The sequence below is a fragment of the Burkholderia sp. NFPP32 genome, assembly GCF_900119325.1.
GTDB lineage: Bacteria > Pseudomonadota > Gammaproteobacteria > Burkholderiales > Burkholderiaceae > Burkholderia > Burkholderia pyrrocinia_C.
Genome location: NZ_FPJP01000001.1, coordinates 293,525 through 308,574, shown reverse-complemented (window position 1 = coordinate 308,574; position 15,050 = coordinate 293,525). Strand labels below are relative to the sequence as shown.

The following is a 15,050-nucleotide window of genomic DNA, read 5'->3' as shown; positions in this document are numbered from 1 at the left end:
AATGCGGGAGTAGCTCAGTTGGTAGAGCGCAACCTTGCCAAGGTTGAGGTCGCGAGTTCGAGACTCGTCTCCCGCTCCAAGTAATGGGGAAGCCACGCTTCCCTTTTTATTTGATGGACTCACGGTCCTCGAATAAGAATCTGTCGCTTGCCTTCACGGCATCCGGACAGTCCGCTTTTGGCGCGATAGCAAAGCGGTTATGCAGCGGCCTGCAAAGCCGTTTAGGCCGGTTCGACTCCGGCTCGCGCCTCCAGGTAGGAAGAGAAAAAGCCCTGAGAAATCAGGGCTTTTTCTTTTTCCGGCCCCACTTTCATCCTTGTAAGAAAGTCGCCTAGAGTGGTACAAAGTCGCCTCTAACCACTCAAGAAACACGCGTAACCACGCCTAAGTCGGCTCTTTGGCCGTATAGGCGAGTTCGCATCAGCGCATGGCGACCAAGCGACTACGACCCTCCGGAACGTGGGAATACATCATCCGACGTTCGAAGCTCCTCCCAAAGCCACTTTCCCTGACGTTTCAGTCCGAAGAAGAGGGCGATGCGTATGTCGCTCGCCTTGAGCAGCTGCTCGACGCCGGCATCGTGCCGGCGGACGTCGTCGAACAACGGGAGATGATTTCAACGACGCTGGATGCAATTCGCGAGTATCTGCGTCGGGTATCGGTGCCCGATTCTGACAACCAGGTGCTGAACACATTGCTTGGTCGGTTGCCGTCAAAGGCGCTCACAACAGTGGACTACGAGTGGGCGGAGCGATGGGTGACAGGGATGAAGCGCGAGCAGCATCTTTCGCCATCGACCATTCGCCACAACGTAGGGGCGCTCGCCCGCTGTTTCGATTGGGTAGTTAAATCCGGCACGCCAATGCTCGCGGTTAATCCGCTTCGATTGCTACCGAAGCGATATGCGACGTATACCGATGAGGATCGTGTGGCCGTCGAGGCACAAGACGTCGCCGTGAAAGAGGATGTGCATCGCGACCGCCGGCCGAGCGCGGGTGAGGAGGCGGAGATTCGGCGCATTATGGCGGGGGAGAAGCCGAAGGGGCGGGAGCGGGCTTTCGAGCTACCGTATCGGCCGGCACTGGTGCTCTTGTTTGAACTGGCGATCGAGTCGGCGATGCGGATGCGTGAGATGTATACGCTAGAACTTGTCCAATTCGACGTTGAGCGGCGTACGGCCGCGCTCGAACGGACCAAGAATGGCAGTAAGCGCGCGGTTCCGCTTACGACGGTTGCGATCGGGGCATTTGAGCGCTACGTTGCCGCCGTGAACGGTCTAGATCCCGAAATGGGAGGTTTTGCGTTTGATGGTGGACGACTCTTTCCGTGGATTGACGAGATCGAGGTAAGCATGCGAGCGAAGAATATGCCGCTTCTGAAACGCAAGGTTCTGGAGCGCGTTACGGTGCGGCTGTCGGGGCAATTCGGTCGGATATTCGATGCGGCTGGTTGTTCCGATCTGGTTTTCCACGACTTGCGGTACGAGGCCACGTCTCGGTTGTACGAACGCACGACGTTGAGCGACATTCAGATTGCCAAGATCACCGGCCACACCGACCCGAAAGTGTTGATGCGCTATGCGAATCTGCGTGGGAGCGATTTAGCTGCACGGCTATGGTAGCGCCGAACGATCATGCGGGATAGGCTGCGGAAATCCACGATAGACTTGGGGTAGGGCCGCGGCCTCTATGCGAGCGTGCCGAATGCGGATCAGTCGACATTCCATGTCGTAGATCGATTAATCATAGTAGTGAAGAGAATAGTACGGGGACATCATGTTGGATAACGACGCTCTCGGGGAGAAGGGGGAGCAACGCTTCGGTGAGATGTGTGCCGAAGCCGGCCTTATCTGCAACAAAGCTGGGCGAGATCGTGCTGGCTGGGATTTTGTCGTTAACTTTGCGGCACCGGGCGTTGGGGCGTTGGACAAACGAGAAGGTGCGCTTTCGTGCTACATACAGGTCAAGACGATTCTCGATGATACACGTGCTGCGAAGCTAAAGCTGAACATGGCCGAACGTCTTGCGAAAGAGCTTAAGCCGGCATTTATTGTCATTTTCAAGGTCAATACGAGAAAGCTCTTTACGGGTGCTTTTTTGCTTCACGTCGCGGATAATAGACTTGGCGCAATATTAAAGCGATTGCGCGAGGAGCAAAAAAACGACCCTGCTTGTCAATTGAATAAGAAGTCAATTTCATTCGCGCCAACCGAGTCTGAGCGGATTGATTTGGATGGCGACTCTCTAAAGTCGGCATTGCTGAGATATATTGGGGGCAATCTATCTGGCTACATAGGGAGGAAGCAGGGTAGTCTCACCAAACTAGGGTTTGGTGAATATCCATATTTGGTGACCGCTAAATTTCAGGGCGTCACTGAATCTGATGTGGCTGACGTGTTTTTGGGCTTGAAGGACAAAATTCCCAATACGATTTTGCAAGTTTCGGAGACGCGCTTCGATATTACGATAACGGAACCGGAATCGGTCGGCGAGATCTCGCTTGTGTCTGGTCCGCATGATTATTGTAAAATTCTATATCGTGCGTCACCGGGTGATATCCCAATCACGTTTAGAGGCGATGTGATTGCTGCGCCGCCAATGGTCAGGGTGCAGAAGATTCGAATTCGATGTCCTCTGATTGATTTTGTAATAGATAAAACCAGGCATCACACGACTATAAACTACACATTCGAACCAAACAACAAGAAGTGTACAGCGTTGGAGTGGATGAAGCACTGGAGGTTGGCTTTGGGGTTGCTTTCTGGAAGCGGAGCTATAGAACTACAGCTTGATTCTAGTGGTCAATCTATCAATGTAAAAGTCGCGCCTCTCCCGATAGATAATTTAAAGCAACTTTTGGCCAGTGCGCGTAAATACTTGCGTGTTTCTGAGGCTCTATTGAATTTGTGTCGATGCGCGGGTGTTGACGATGACTTGGCGTTTTCTTGTGATGAGATGACCTCGAATTATCATCCGATCATGGTGTTTGATGCACTGGTATCGGGTCGGCAGCAACCTGTGTTTAACGTAGATGCTCATACGGGATCCATTTTTCTTGATGAAAAACCGGAAGCTACTATCGTTGCAGGGTGCTTCAGTATTGAGAATGCGCGATTTGTCCTCTATGGGGTCGCGGATGTTGACGTCGATGATCAAGCGTCGAGAGTTTTATTTCATAATTTCAAGTATCGAGAATTTCGCGTAATCCCCGATACGGATGAAGCCTACAAACTGTTTGTTGAGGACGCGTCGAGGAACGAGGGGATCAGGAATTACCTTTTTCTAACGCGTGTGGGCGCTGCAGAAGAAAACAGTGAGGCACTGCCCGATTCATCGGTTGACGTTCCTCGTCTTTCGCAATGAGGACGCCATGGGCAGTTACCCTAGTCGCTGAGACTGCCCGCCGATCGGCGAGCAGTGGCGCATTCACGCGGCGTTAGCGCCCGGCGAGTTAGCGGGGAGATCCGGGAGGCGGGGAAGCGCTCGGGCCGTACGCCCAGGCTTGCGTGCTGGCGGCTGCTGCAACTGGCGCTGGATTGCAGCCCGCGTCCGGCGATCTACTTCTGCGTAATCGGGCGAGGAACGTCCTTCAAGTCGTTCAAGGGTTTGCTGTTGTGCCTGTTCACGCAGAAACGCGACCACGTCATCTTCGAGAAAGACCCATGCGCGGCCAATGCGAGCGCCGACGATGTCTCCTTGTTGAGCCAGTTTCATTGCCGTGGTGCGGTCGACTTTCAGGAAGTCCGCGCATTCTTGTAGATCAAACGTCCTCACGCGTTGTCCCCTTGTGTTGCATCGGCACGGTTGAGCCAATGTTCCAGCTCGCGCACGTATTCGGCATGCGTCGGATGATTCGAAACGGTGAGTTGTCAGACGAGCAAGCCGAGGTGGAAATCCACGCGCTAGCCGATTGGATAAATGAGATTACGGCGGCGAAGCCTCGCACCGATTTCTGGCGACGCTATTTCTAGAGCGACTGGGCTTGATGCCGCACAAGCTCAAAGCCCGCTGCGAGCGGGTTTTTTTGTGCGCTACAAATTTGCTACAGCAAGGGGCGGGAGGCGTTGCGCAACATGACGCGGACGGCGCTGGCTGCGAAAGAGAAGGGCGACCAGCGGGCCGACTTACTCCTAACTGCACTCGCAAACCGTGGTTACAATCCGGCGAACTCTTTGACCGTTTTGCAGGCTCTGGCGGCTTGAGCGTTCAAGCTTGCATCAATCAAGCGGCCTATAACGCGTTCTACGATCTGGCCGCGTGCGCTCTGGAGACGCACAACCCGGAACGCGCAGCGCAGCGGATTGTCGAGGCGCGGGATTATCTTCCACAGGCGGGCGTTAATCGGCTTGTTCGGGAGCTTGAGGCGGACTACTACGAGCTCACCTAGCCTCGTCGCATGTGGTGCGTGGGCGGTGAATCCACGCCGGACTGCCTACGGATGAAGAAAATGTATGGCAAGGAAGTGCGCTGAGGCGAGGGATTTTGTGACCGGGAAAAGTTTTTTCTCCGACCAATGCCTTGTCGTGTCTGCGCATGAGCGATGTCAAGACCTCTATCGCAAATTATCCGTTTGGGCGTTTTGTCAAGCTGTATTACATTATGTCTTAGCAGGGCCAGCCGGCACTGCAAAACAAAGGGCGAGCTACCCGTGGCCTGAGAACCTAGTAGCTCGCCCTACACGAAAAAGGCAAATCGTATGCTTCTTGATCAATCGACGCTGTACGTAGTTCTCGCTGTGACCTACGCATTGATGGCACTGATTCACAGCCATCCGTAAGGCGCCTTTGTATCCTACACAGACATACATAGGATACATCGCAGTCTAGCACTGTGAGCTAAGGCGTCAATAAAATCTCGCGGTTCTTTCGGGTGCGCAATCCGAGGGTAGCGCTTTGTCTCCGCCTGTAGTTTGGCGGAGGCTTTGTCACGCCTATGAGGAGTTGATGCACTCGATTGCTGAGTACCAGAGCCGTGCTGGATAAGCCTCGCGCTTATCATTCCATCCCCTGAACTACGGGTTGGAGTAGCTTCGCAGCAGTTGGGGTTCACGCTTATAGCTCTAAGCCTGCAGCCAAAGTAGCTGCAGGCGGTCGTGTAGTGGACCGGGTGTCGGCCACGTCAGGCCCTATATCGCTCTATCAAGAAAGTAGCTGTTCCAGCACGGACTTCAGCTCGGGCGCAAGCACGATTGATGGCGGTATTTCCAACCGGTGCAAGCGCGAATCGTCCTTGCCTGCAGACTTCACAACCGGCTTCAGTGCTTTTAGCAAGCTCTTTCCGAGAACAGTACCGGCAGTTTGTCCACCCGCGGCCTGCCAAAGCTCCTTGGTCGATGGCTGACCACCCTCGGTACTATCGTAAAGAACGCGGTTCACGACACCTCTTTTCGACGAAAATGTTTCGTAAGCCTTGTTTATGTTTTTCGTTGCTTGATTTATCCAATCGGAGGATTCTGCTTCCGAAACGCCATAAAGTGAAGCGAGATATGCCGGCTGGCAGTAGTATGCTTCGGCATCGACGTGCTCAGTGATCCAAACCGTTGTGTCATCTGTTTTATAGTTGCCAGACCATTTCCTGCTCTCCTCCTCCGTCATGAAGTCTCGGTCCCGATGTATGAGTACCTTGACCACTAAACCGCCTTCGCCTATCAGTCCTTCGAGCAGTTTGTTTTTTGGAAGGTTGTCGATCCCGAAACACCGACAAATCGAAAGTTGCCGGTATAGATTGGGCCACTGACGCAAGAGAGTCCGGATGGGTTGGTCATCCTCGTCCTCGACGAAGAATATACACTTCTTATCAAGACCACCCCAGCCCAAGAGCGTTCGAATAGTATCGTCATCTGTCTTGACTTCGGTGCCATCGCGTATCCATACCAAATTCGCATTGGCGGAAGCAGCGCGAACTATGTGCGGGCTGTGCGTCGTCAAGATTACCTGCGTTTGAAACTCAGCTGCAGCTGCTTCAAGTGCCTCAATAAGACGCTCCTGCTTATCCGGATGCAAATGGGCGTCGGGCTCGTCGACCAAAAGCAGCTTTGGGCGGAACAGTATTAGATAGGCGAAAATCTGTACGACTTGCAAGAGACCAGTCGCAGCGGCCTCCAGCGGTCGTTTTGAACCGGACAGTCGCGCGTCACCGAAAGACGCACGAAGATTCACGTCTTCGCGGTCATCAAAACTGACCTCAACATACGCCCCCGGATGAACGCTTTGAATTAGTTTGTTTAATCTCGTAATTCGAAAAAGTGCTGCTGCATCGTCTGTTTCACCCGGTTGCCGACTCGTCAGGTTAAAGAGCACGTTTCGAAGTACGCTACCAGCATCCCCGCTTGCCGCCTGACGTCTGAGAACCGGTTGAACGAGAATGGTTTCCTTTTCCGAAAGGCCGGCTAGCCCTGGTATATACGCTGTAATGAACTCTCGCCTTTGCTTGAACGGCGTCACCGCAGCTCCGCCTTCAATGTGGACGGATATTCCCCCACGATTTCGCGCCGCCCATATTTTTATGCTTGCGACGGGCTGGCTTTCACCTTCTGCGAATATATGCTTGAAGGCGACAGATGTTGGGGCTGTCCCTGTATCAGAGGACAGCCCTCTTTTGTGCGCCGTCTTCAGCGTGTCGCTTGAAGGTAAATAGTCAAGACGATCAAAAGATACGACTTCCTTGGTGTTCTTGGGCGGGATGTAACTCGCAGCCCGGGCTGCCCAATGGATCGCTTGTAAAACAGATGATTTTCCGCAGCCGTTTGGGCCGACAAGTATCGTCACGTCGGCGACCGGAAGGTCGAGGGCCTCGATGGCCTTGAAGTTTTTTACCTCTACAGACTTCAGCTTGGTCCAACGTGCGATCCGCTGAGTCCGCGCACCGGTAGACGGAGAAAAACTGTCTATTGAAACACCCGTCACGACGGCAGCGACTGCGCTTTCGTCGGTCTCCCCGGGGATGACTGAACTCACGTGTAATTCGTCGTCACCCCGTGAAGCAGCATTGTTCTTTTCCAGCGTTTCGTTCGCGTCGTCGTTCATTGGTCTCGGTCTAATCTAGTGGCCATCCGTTCCTCTCGGTGCAATCAGCAGTGGCTCGCTGGCAAGCCAAGTTCGACTATTTATTTTATCCCTATCGGCCAAATTGCTCACGACTACAGCGCCATGTGGCAAGCAGAGTCCAAGGGGGAAACACCGCTTCGGTCGCTCGGCGCCTATCGTAGAGCGAGCGGCGAGTGTACTTCGGAAGCTGACCTTCCGGCCTATCGATTCCCGAAGACCCCTCAGGATCGGATTACGCCGTTGTAATCAGTGGGCTCGGCCGACCGCATGATATTGTCGCGGCGCTTAAGAGTTAGAGGCGCGCAGCAGAGCGGCCAATATGGATGGTCAATTTCCTCAACATATTGATTTTGAAGATAAAGGTACGGCCTGCAAAGCCGTTTAGGCCGGTTCGACTCCGGCTCGCGCCTCCAGGTAGGAAGAGAAAAGCCCCGCTTCGGCGGGGCTTTTCTTTTTCTGTCTCGCGTTCGACGGGTTTCGCATCGAGATGGTGTTCGATCATCGGCGGGGCCTGGTCCGGCGATTCACGTCAATCGAATCGGGTGACGCCTTGTCATGGATCGGACATAACGTCACTTTGCTGCCCGGGTTTGCCGGCGGCTCCGACACCGTCGCGCGAGGTTCGCCTTTCGATCCGTTTCGCTCTGCACTTGCAAATGTGCCTGTCCGATTTAGTATGCGGAAACCACGCCCGGCGCGGGCGCACACTTATGCGGTAAGGAGACCCATGCACCCCCGGACGGCAGCACCTTACTCCATTGTGGCAGTCGGCATCGTGATCGCCTGCGCGCTGATGGGCCTGTGCGTGCTGCAACTGTTCCAGAGCCGCCACGACGCACTGGAGCGCGCCAGCGAGACCTCGCGCAATCTCGGCCTGATTGCCGAGCGCGACATCGAGCGCAACTTCGAACTCTACGACCTGTCCTTGCAGGCGTTGATCCATGGCCTGCAGCGGCCCGACGTGATGGCTGCTTCGCCGGCCCTGCGGCACGGCGTGCTGTTCGACAACTCGATGACCGCGCAATTTCTCGGTTCGCAACTGGTGCTCGATGCCGACGGCAACATCATTCTGGATTCGGCCAACGACGTTCCGCGCAAGGGCAATTTCGCCGATCGCAAGTACTTCACCGTTCACCGCGACAATCCAAACGTGGGGCTCTATGTCAGCGATCCGTTCGCGTCGCGCCTGCGCAGCGGCATGCTCAGCATTGCGCTGTCGCGGCGAATCTCGAACCCGGACGGGTCGTTTGCCGGCGTCGCGCTGATTGCGATCAATCTCGAATATTTCCACCAGCTGTTCGCGGGGCTGTCGCTGGGGCGGCATGGGTCGATGTCGCTGATCGGCAAGGATGGCGTCATGGTCATGCGCCAGCCATATGATGTCCGTACCATCGGCCGCGACATCAGCAAGGCGGCAACCTTTCGACGGTTCGGAGCCGCCCCGGAGGGCTCGTTCTCGGAAACGTCGTCGATCGACGGCGTGCGCCGTCTCTACTACTTCAAGCATCTACCGACGCTGCCGCTGATCATCATGGTTGCGGAAGCCGAGCAGGACATCTATGCGGCGTGGCGGCACCGCGCCGTGACGATCGGTGCGCTTGTGGTGACGTTCGGCGCCGCGTTTATTGCGCTGTCCTTCATGCTCGGCGCGCAACTGCGGCGACGGATGCGTGCGGAATCCGAGCTTGTGCTGCTGGCGCGCACCGACGGTCTCACCGGCTTGAACAATCGCCGCAGCTTTGGCGAAGTGCTGGACCGGGAATGGCGTCGCGCACGGCGGGCCAGTTCCATTTTCTCGCTGCTGTTCGTCGACGTTGACCGCTTCAAGGCCTACAACGACATCTATGGCCATCAGGCGGGCGACGACGCGTTGACTGCGGTCGCACGCTGCATCGGCGAAAACATCCGCCGGCCGGTAGATACCGCGGCCCGCTACGGCGGGGAGGAATTCGTGGTGTTGCTCCCCGATACCCCGCAGACGGGGGCAGCCCAGATTGCCGAGCGGATTCGGGCGGCAATCGACGAACTGGCACTCGAGCACGCCGGAAGCGAATACGGGCGCGTCACCGCCAGTATCGGGCTGGCGAGTTGGGCGCCGGATCAGGAGGGTGAGCCGAGTGCCGTGATCAAGGCGGCCGACGAGGCGCTCTACTATGCAAAGGCAACCGGTCGGAACAAGGTCGCTACCTTCCAGCCCACGGCTTGATGGAAACCGGACTCGTCAGTGACCTATGGTTTGGTGGCTTCGATAACACAAAAGCCCCGCTTGGCCGTTGCGGATGCAACGGCCAAGCGGGCGATCAGCCATCCACCGGCTGCGCCGGCGTTTCGAGCTTCAACTGATAGAACGCCGCATCGAGCCAGCGGCCGAACTTGAATCCCGCCTCCGTGATCGTGCCCGAGTGCACGAACCCCAGTTTCGTATGCAGTGCGATGCTCCCGGCATTGGTCGCGTCGATACAGCCGACCAGCACGTGCACCTGCGCTTCGCGCGCGCGCCGGACCACTTCGCGCAGCAGCAGTTCGCCGAGCCCGTGGCCGCGCTGGTCGCGGTGCACGTAGACGCTGTGTTCCACCGTGTACTTGTACGCGGGGAACGCGCGGAACGTACCCCAGCTCGCGAAGCCAAGCAGCGTGCCCGATGCGTCCACTGCGCCGACGACCGGAAAACCGCCCGCGCGCTTCGTTGCAAACCACGTGACCATCGCTTCCGGCGGGCGCGGCCGGTAGTCGTACAGCGCGGTCGAATTCACGATCGCGTCGTTCAGGATCTCGAGGATGGCCGCTGCGTGCTCGGCCTCGCTGCAATCGATCAGGCGCACGTCGTCGCGCTGTTTCGGGGAATTCATAACGGCTCCGGTTGGTTTTGAACGGGTTGCGCACACGGCGCGCGCATCACGCGCTCCGCGCGCCGGCCGCGTCGCAGATCACGACGACATAACGCGCGGCATGCGACGACGGATTGCTGAAGATCAGCGGCCGATCGAGCCGCATGGCCAGGCAGTCGCCTTCGTGAAGTTCGTGAAGCTCGCTGCCGAACGTGACGTCGACGCGGCCGCTGATGATCCATATCTGCTGATGCAGCGCGCTTTCGCGTCCGCCGCTGTCGTACGCGACGCGCGCGCCGGGCGGGAAATCGACCTCGACGAGCTGGATCGGCGACGGCCAGCCGGGCGGGGACAGGTTGCGCCGCACATAGCCGGACGCCGGATCGCGCCATTCGGCCTGCTGCGCGCGCAGTGCCAGCGGCTGCGCGGGCGCGTCGTCCCGGTCGCCGCCGAACAGCCCGGCCAGCGACACGCCGAGACCTGCCGCGAGCTTGTCGAGCACGACGGCCGTCGGGCTGGCCGACGCGCGTTCGATGAGCGAGATCATCGAACGGCTGACGCCGGAGCGCGCGGCCAGCGCATCGAGCGTGTAGCCTCGAGCAGTACGCAGGTCGCGCACGCGCCGGGCGATGCGCTCGTTGATGCCGGTATCGTCGGCAGCGGTCGTCACTGATTCTTGCATGATGGATTTATTCTCCAGCAAACTGGAATTCGGTGTCAACGGTGCATTGGCGGCGGCCGACCGATGGCGCGATGGCCTCCGAACGCCTTGCCCGGCAGTCACGCGCAGCGTAATATACGAATCGACTACGTTTCGTTTAATTGGGGATATATGGGCATCATCAAGATTTCCGAGCACATGCACGAACGGCTGCGCTCGACGAGCACGGCGCTGAGTCGGTCGATCAACGCACAGGCCGAACACTGGCTGCGTGTCGGGATGCTGGCGGAACTCAATCCGGCGCTGTCGTACGGTGACATCTGCCGGATGCTGATCGAGGCCGAAGCGCGGGGCGGCGATGTGGCTCCGGCGGAGCCGGTCGCGCATGGCATCGAGCAGGTGGCGTAATGGCGAAGCGCGAAATCCCGATCCGCGGCACCGCGGAAATCGCCAAGTCGCGCGAGGCCGCGAAGCTCGCGTCGCAAGTGCTGACGATGATCGCCGAGCATGTGAAGCCTGGCGTCTCCACCGATGAACTGGACGCGCGCTGCCGCGAATACATCGTCGACGTGCTCGGCGCGATACCGGCGAACATCGGCTACCACGGCTATCCGAAGACCCTGTGCGCGTCGGTCAACCATGTGGTCTGTCACGGCATTCCATCGCCACGCCCGATGCGTGACGGCGACATCGTGAACCTCGACATCGCGGTGATCAAGGACGGCTGGTACGGCGATACGAGCCGCATGTATTTCGTCGGCGAACCGGGCGAACTCGCGCGGCGTCTCGTCGCGGCAACCTACGAAGCGATGCACGCGGGTATCCGCGCGGTGCGTCCGGGCGCGACGCTCGGCGACGTCGGTTACGCGATCCAGCAGGTCGCGCATCGCGAAGGGTTCAGCGTGGTCCGCGAGTACTGCGGGCACGGCATCGGCGACGTCTATCACGACGAGCCGCAGGTGCTTCACTACGGCCGTCCGGGCACCGGTGTGCCGCTGCGGCCGGGGATGATCTTCACGATCGAGCCGATGCTCAACGCGGGCAAGCGCGACACGCGCGTGCTGCCGGACGGCTGGACGGTCGTCACGAAGGACCATTCGCTGTCCGCGCAATGGGAGCACATGGTCGTGGTGACGGAAACGGGCTTCGAGGTGCTGACCGACGATGCGAAGCCGCTGGCATTTGCGGCGCTTTCCGGCACGCACGTGGCCTGACGCGTGCCGTGCGCCGCGTCAGGCGGCGCAGCGGCGCGGCGGCGCAAATGAACGGGCCCCGCAGCAGGGCCTGTTTCGTTCGAGGTCGCGCGGCACGATTCACCCGCGACTGCGGCTGCCTGTTGCGTGACGCGAGACCGCGGCTTAACCGCGCGCTTTCTGCCATGCGTGTTCGACGAACACGCGGCACAGCGCTTCCATCCCTTTGCGGTCTTCATCGTCGAAGCGTGCGGCGACCGGGCTGTCGACGTCCCACACGCCGATCAGCGTGCCGTCGCCGGCCACCAGCGGCACGACGATTTCCGATTCCGATGCCGCATCGCACGCGATATGGCCGGGGAAGTCATGCACGTCGCGCACGACCTGCGTCTCGCGCGTCTGCGCGGCCGTGCCGCACACGCCCTTGCCGAGCGCGATCCGCACGCACGCCGGCTTGCCCTGGAACGGCCCGACCACGAGTTCGGCCCCGTCGAAGAAGTAGAAGCCGGCCCAGTTGAGGCGGTCGAGCGAGTGGTAGACGAGCGCGGAGAAATTCGCCGCGTTCGCGGTCAGGTCGCGTTCGGACTCGACGAGCGCACGTGCCTGCTCGACAAGCGTCGCATATTGATCGGCCTTGGAGGCGGTGGGGTCGTTGGACAGCGTGAACATGGCGGGAAAGCGATAGGGGTTGTGAAAATGCGTGATGCGCAAAATGCGCGATGCGCGTCCCGCAGTCTACGGCACGCGCGTGCGGTCTGCAGCGCGCGGTTGCGTGTGACGCGGCGCGCTCAATCGGGCTCGAGCCCGGCAAACCGCTCCGCCAGAAAATCGAGCAGCGCCCGCACCGCGGGCAGCAGCCCGCGCCGCGACGCGAATACTGCGTGCACGATCTCGCGGCGCGGCGCCCAGTCCGGCAGCACGGTCGCCAGTTCGCCGTGCGTGACCTCGTCGCGTACCATCATCGTCGGCAATTGCACGACACCGACGCCCGCGACCGCCGCCGCGCGCAGCGCGAGCATGCCGCCCGTCACGAAGCGCGGCTGGTGATGGATCTCGGCCTGAGCGCCGTCGGGCCCGCGCAGCCGCCACACGTGCGCGGACTGCGGCACGCCGTGATCGAGGCTCGGCAGACGCGCGAGATCGGCGGGAACGGCCGGCACGCCATGTTCGCGCAGCAGTGCGGGGCTCGCGACGAGGCACTGGCCGCGCTCGGCCAGCACGCGCAGCGCGAGATCGCTGTCCTCGAGCGGCGGCGGGCGCACGCGGATCGCGACGTCGATCCCTTCGCCGACCACGTCGACGCGCCGGTTGGTCGCCTCCAAGTGGATCTCGACGCGCGGGCACTCGGCCATGAACGCGGCGATCATCGTGCCGACCAGCGAATCGAGCAGCACGATCGGGCAACTGACGCGCACGATGCCGCGCGGCTCCTCGTGCAGCAGCGCGATCGCCTCGTCGGCCGCATCGGCCTCGACGAGCATCGCGCGGCAATGCGCGTAATAGGTCTGGCCGACGTCGGTGACCGTGAAGCGGCGCGTCGAGCGCTGGATCAGCCGCATCCCGAGCCGCGCCTCGAGCAGTGCGACGCGACGGCTCAGCTTCGATTTCGGCATGTCCAGCGCGCGCCCGGCCGACGCAAAGCCGCCATGCTCGACGACCTGCACGAAATAGTAGAGATCGTTCAGATCTCGTTCTTTATCGTTCATGAAATGGAACGCTGAGTGCGATTTTGGCAGTCTACCGGATCGATCGTTCCACCTCTATATTCATGCTCAGGATGCGAAACACGTGTTTCGCCGCAATTTGGAGAGGGCAATGAAGAAGATCCAGGGTGTGTACAGTGCGCCGCGCGGCCATTGGGTTGGCGACGGTTTCCCGGTGCGTTCGATGTTCAGCTACCAGTCTCACGGCGCGCACCTGAGCCCGTTCCTGCTGCTCGATTACGCGGGCCCCGCGACGTTCGAGCCGGCTTCGGCTCCGCGCGGTGTCGGCGAGCATCCGCATCGCGGGTTCGAAACGGTGACGATCGTCTATGACGGCGAAGTCGCGCACCGCGACTCGACCGGCGCGGGCGGCGTGATCGGCCCGGGCGACGTGCAGTGGATGACGGCCGCGAGCGGGATCCTGCACGAGGAATTCCACTCGGAGGCATTCACGAAGCGTGGCGGCCCGCTCGAGATGGTGCAGCTGTGGGTGAACCTGCCCGCCGCGGACAAGATGGGCGCACCTGGCTACCAGACGCTGCTGAACGCGGACATCCCCGTGGTCGAATTGCCGGACGGCGCGGGGCGTGCGCGGATCATCGCGGGCGAACTCGACGGGCGGCGCGGCCCGGCCCGCACGCACACGCCGATCGACGTGTGGGACGTGCGGCTCGTGGCAGGCGGCCATGCGCGGTTCCCGGTCGCCGACGGGCGTACGCTCGCGGTGGTCGTGCTGAGCGGTACGGTGCAGGTGAACGGCGAGACGGTCGCCCGCGAAGCGCAGTTCGTGCAACTGGGTCGCGACGGCCGCGACGTCGAGATCGAAGCGAACGGCGACGCGAAGCTGCTGATCCTGAGCGGCGAGCCGATCGACGAGCCCGTCGTCGGTTACGGGCCGTTCGTGATGAACTCGCAAGCGGAGATCCGTACCGCGATCGAGGATTTCAACAGTGGCCGCTTCGGCAAGATGCCGGCATGACGGACAGGCCCCGCGCAATGCGGGGCCTTTTTTGCGCGCGGGCGTTACGCGCGGGCGGACGGTCGCGCGTGCTTCGAGGCATAATCAGCGGTTGCCGCGCGCCGGTCGGCGCGCCCGAATCAGGACCGCACATGAACGCATCCGCACCCGCCGCATCCCCGAGCGCCGCCGATCTCGACTGGCGCTGGAAATCCTTCGACGCGCTGACGGCGCGCGAAATCTACTCGATCCTCGAAGCGCGCAGCGCGGTGTTCGTGGTCGAGCAGAACTGCGTGTATCACGATATCGACGATGCGGACCAGGCCGCGTGGCACCTGGCCGCATACGATCCGGCCGGCCGTCTGGCCGGCTATCTGCGCGTGCTGCTGCCCGATGCGCAGAACACCGACGTGCGCATCGGCCGCGTGCTGACGACCGCCGCGTTTCGCGGCGCGGGCCTCGGCAACGGGCTGCTGTCGCGCGCGCTCGAGCATATCCGCGCGCAGTGGCCGGATACGCCCGTGAGCCTGCATGCGCAGGCCCACTTGCAGCGCTTTTACGGCGCATTCGGCTTCACGCCGAGTTCGGACGTGCACGACGAAGATGGTATCCCGCACGTGTGGATGAGCAGCACGCGCGCGTGATGCGCGACGCGCCCGGCA

Annotated in this window: 14 protein-coding genes and 3 tRNA genes; 11 read left to right on the top strand and 6 right to left on the bottom strand. The window is 60.2% G+C overall.

Features of this window, described 5'->3' with window-relative positions:
• Positions 1–3: 3 nt before the first annotated feature.
• From BT264_RS01315 to BT264_RS37790, 4 genes are all read left to right on the top strand, one after another.
• Positions 4–79: transfer RNA gene (locus tag BT264_RS01315), tRNA-Gly, on the top strand.
• 100 nt (positions 80–179) lie between these two features.
• Positions 180–253, top strand: a tRNA-Cys gene (locus tag BT264_RS01310).
• Between the two features lie 174 nt (positions 254–427).
• On the top strand, positions 428–1,621 hold the full coding sequence (locus BT264_RS01305) for a site-specific integrase (protein WP_072435986.1): 1,194 nt from the start codon (positions 428–430) through the stop codon (positions 1,619–1,621).
• A 154-nt stretch (positions 1,622–1,775) separates the two neighbouring features.
• Positions 1,776–3,362 (top strand): hypothetical protein, encoded by a 1,587-nt coding sequence (locus tag BT264_RS37790; protein WP_143155673.1) that lies wholly within the window; start codon positions 1,776–1,778, stop codon positions 3,360–3,362.
• Between the two features lie 63 nt (positions 3,363–3,425).
• On the opposite strand, the gene BT264_RS01300 is transcribed toward BT264_RS37790, so the two are convergent.
• A complete protein-coding gene (locus tag BT264_RS01300) occupies positions 3,426–3,773 on the bottom strand; it encodes a helix-turn-helix domain-containing protein (protein WP_072435985.1) in 348 nt (115 codons plus the stop codon).
• A gap of 424 nt (positions 3,774–4,197) precedes the next feature.
• Between BT264_RS01300 and BT264_RS01295 the strand changes: the two genes are divergently transcribed.
• On the top strand, positions 4,198–4,386 hold the full coding sequence (locus BT264_RS01295; protein ID WP_072435984.1) for a hypothetical protein: 189 nt from the start codon (positions 4,198–4,200) through the stop codon (positions 4,384–4,386).
• A gap of 751 nt (positions 4,387–5,137) precedes the next feature.
• On the opposite strand, the gene BT264_RS01290 is transcribed toward BT264_RS01295, so the two are convergent.
• Positions 5,138–7,024, bottom strand: a complete 1,887-nt coding sequence (locus tag BT264_RS01290; protein ID WP_083533871.1) for an ATP-dependent nuclease — start codon at positions 7,022–7,024, stop codon at positions 5,138–5,140.
• Positions 7,025–7,342: 318 nt separating this feature from the next.
• Here BT264_RS01290 and BT264_RS39045 point away from each other — a divergent pair.
• Positions 7,343–7,458 (top strand) — tRNA-Cys (locus BT264_RS39045).
• 314 nt (positions 7,459–7,772) lie between these two features.
• Entirely contained in the window at positions 7,773–9,251 is a 1,479-nt protein-coding gene (locus BT264_RS01285) for a sensor domain-containing diguanylate cyclase (RefSeq protein WP_072435983.1), read from the top strand.
• A 94-nt stretch (positions 9,252–9,345) separates the two neighbouring features.
• Here BT264_RS01285 and BT264_RS01280 read toward each other — a convergent pair whose 3' ends face one another.
• Together BT264_RS01280 and BT264_RS01275 are read right to left on the bottom strand one after the other, a co-directional pair.
• The gene (locus tag BT264_RS01280; protein WP_072435982.1) at positions 9,346–9,894 is read right to left on the bottom strand and encodes a GNAT family N-acetyltransferase; all 549 of its coding nucleotides are present in this window, start codon (positions 9,892–9,894) and stop codon (positions 9,346–9,348) included.
• A 46-nt stretch (positions 9,895–9,940) separates the two neighbouring features.
• Positions 9,941–10,555 carry a helix-turn-helix domain-containing protein gene (locus BT264_RS01275; protein WP_072435981.1) on the bottom strand — a complete coding sequence of 205 codons (615 nt, stop codon included), beginning with the start codon at positions 10,553–10,555 and terminating at the stop codon, positions 9,941–9,943.
• Between the two features lie 150 nt (positions 10,556–10,705).
• On the opposite strand from BT264_RS01275, the gene BT264_RS01270 reads away from it, so the two are divergent.
• Together BT264_RS01270 and map are read left to right on the top strand one after the other, a co-directional pair.
• Positions 10,706–10,942, top strand: coding sequence for a ParD-like family protein (locus tag BT264_RS01270; RefSeq protein WP_034183118.1), 237 nt, complete (start codon positions 10,706–10,708; stop codon positions 10,940–10,942).
• Positions 10,942–11,748 carry a type I methionyl aminopeptidase gene (gene map, locus BT264_RS01265; RefSeq protein WP_072435980.1) on the top strand — a complete coding sequence of 269 codons (807 nt, stop codon included), beginning with the start codon at positions 10,942–10,944 and terminating at the stop codon, positions 11,746–11,748. Before BT264_RS01270 ends, map begins: the two co-directional genes overlap by 1 nt.
• Positions 11,749–11,892: 144 nt before the next feature.
• Here map and BT264_RS01260 read toward each other — a convergent pair whose 3' ends face one another.
• Complete coding sequence (locus BT264_RS01260) at positions 11,893–12,396, bottom strand: GAF domain-containing protein (RefSeq protein WP_072435979.1); 504 nt, start codon at positions 12,394–12,396, stop codon at positions 11,893–11,895.
• Positions 12,397–12,515: 119 nt separating this feature from the next.
• Positions 12,516–13,433 carry a LysR family transcriptional regulator gene (locus BT264_RS01255; RefSeq protein WP_072435978.1) on the bottom strand — a complete coding sequence of 306 codons (918 nt, stop codon included), beginning with the start codon at positions 13,431–13,433 and terminating at the stop codon, positions 12,516–12,518.
• A gap of 109 nt (positions 13,434–13,542) precedes the next feature.
• Between BT264_RS01255 and BT264_RS01250 the strand changes: the two genes are divergently transcribed.
• Positions 13,543–14,409, top strand: a complete 867-nt coding sequence (locus BT264_RS01250; protein ID WP_072435977.1) for a pirin family protein — start codon at positions 13,543–13,545, stop codon at positions 14,407–14,409.
• Positions 14,410–14,540: 131 nt separating this feature from the next.
• A complete protein-coding gene (locus tag BT264_RS01245; RefSeq protein ID WP_072435976.1) occupies positions 14,541–15,032 on the top strand; it encodes a GNAT family N-acetyltransferase in 492 nt (163 codons plus the stop codon).
• Positions 15,033–15,050 lie beyond the last annotated feature (18 nt).

What these genes read in the sequence shown, in the direction of transcription:
- BT264_RS01305 (WP_072435986.1), top strand. Translation starts at nt 428, where the DNA reads ATGGCGACCAAGCGACTACGACCCTCCGGAACGTGGGAATACATCATC.
- BT264_RS37790 (WP_143155673.1), top strand. Translation starts at nt 1,776, where the DNA reads ATGTTGGATAACGACGCTCTCGGGGAGAAGGGGGAGCAACGCTTCGGT.
- BT264_RS01290 (WP_083533871.1), bottom strand. Translation starts at nt 7,024, where the DNA reads ATGAACGACGACGCGAACGAAACGCTGGAAAAGAACAATGCTGCTTCA.
- BT264_RS01285 (WP_072435983.1), top strand. Translation starts at nt 7,773, where the DNA reads ATGCACCCCCGGACGGCAGCACCTTACTCCATTGTGGCAGTCGGCATC.
- BT264_RS01280 (WP_072435982.1), bottom strand. Translation starts at nt 9,894, where the DNA reads ATGAATTCCCCGAAACAGCGCGACGACGTGCGCCTGATCGATTGCAGC.
- BT264_RS01275 (WP_072435981.1), bottom strand. Translation starts at nt 10,555, where the DNA reads ATGCAAGAATCAGTGACGACCGCTGCCGACGATACCGGCATCAACGAG.
- BT264_RS01270 (WP_034183118.1), top strand. Translation starts at nt 10,706, where the DNA reads ATGGGCATCATCAAGATTTCCGAGCACATGCACGAACGGCTGCGCTCG.
- map (WP_072435980.1), top strand. Translation starts at nt 10,942, where the DNA reads ATGGCGAAGCGCGAAATCCCGATCCGCGGCACCGCGGAAATCGCCAAG.
- BT264_RS01260 (WP_072435979.1), bottom strand. Translation starts at nt 12,396, where the DNA reads ATGTTCACGCTGTCCAACGACCCCACCGCCTCCAAGGCCGATCAATAT.
- BT264_RS01255 (WP_072435978.1), bottom strand. Translation starts at nt 13,433, where the DNA reads ATGAACGATAAAGAACGAGATCTGAACGATCTCTACTATTTCGTGCAG.
- BT264_RS01250 (WP_072435977.1), top strand. Translation starts at nt 13,543, where the DNA reads ATGAAGAAGATCCAGGGTGTGTACAGTGCGCCGCGCGGCCATTGGGTT.
- BT264_RS01245 (WP_072435976.1), top strand. Translation starts at nt 14,541, where the DNA reads ATGAACGCATCCGCACCCGCCGCATCCCCGAGCGCCGCCGATCTCGAC.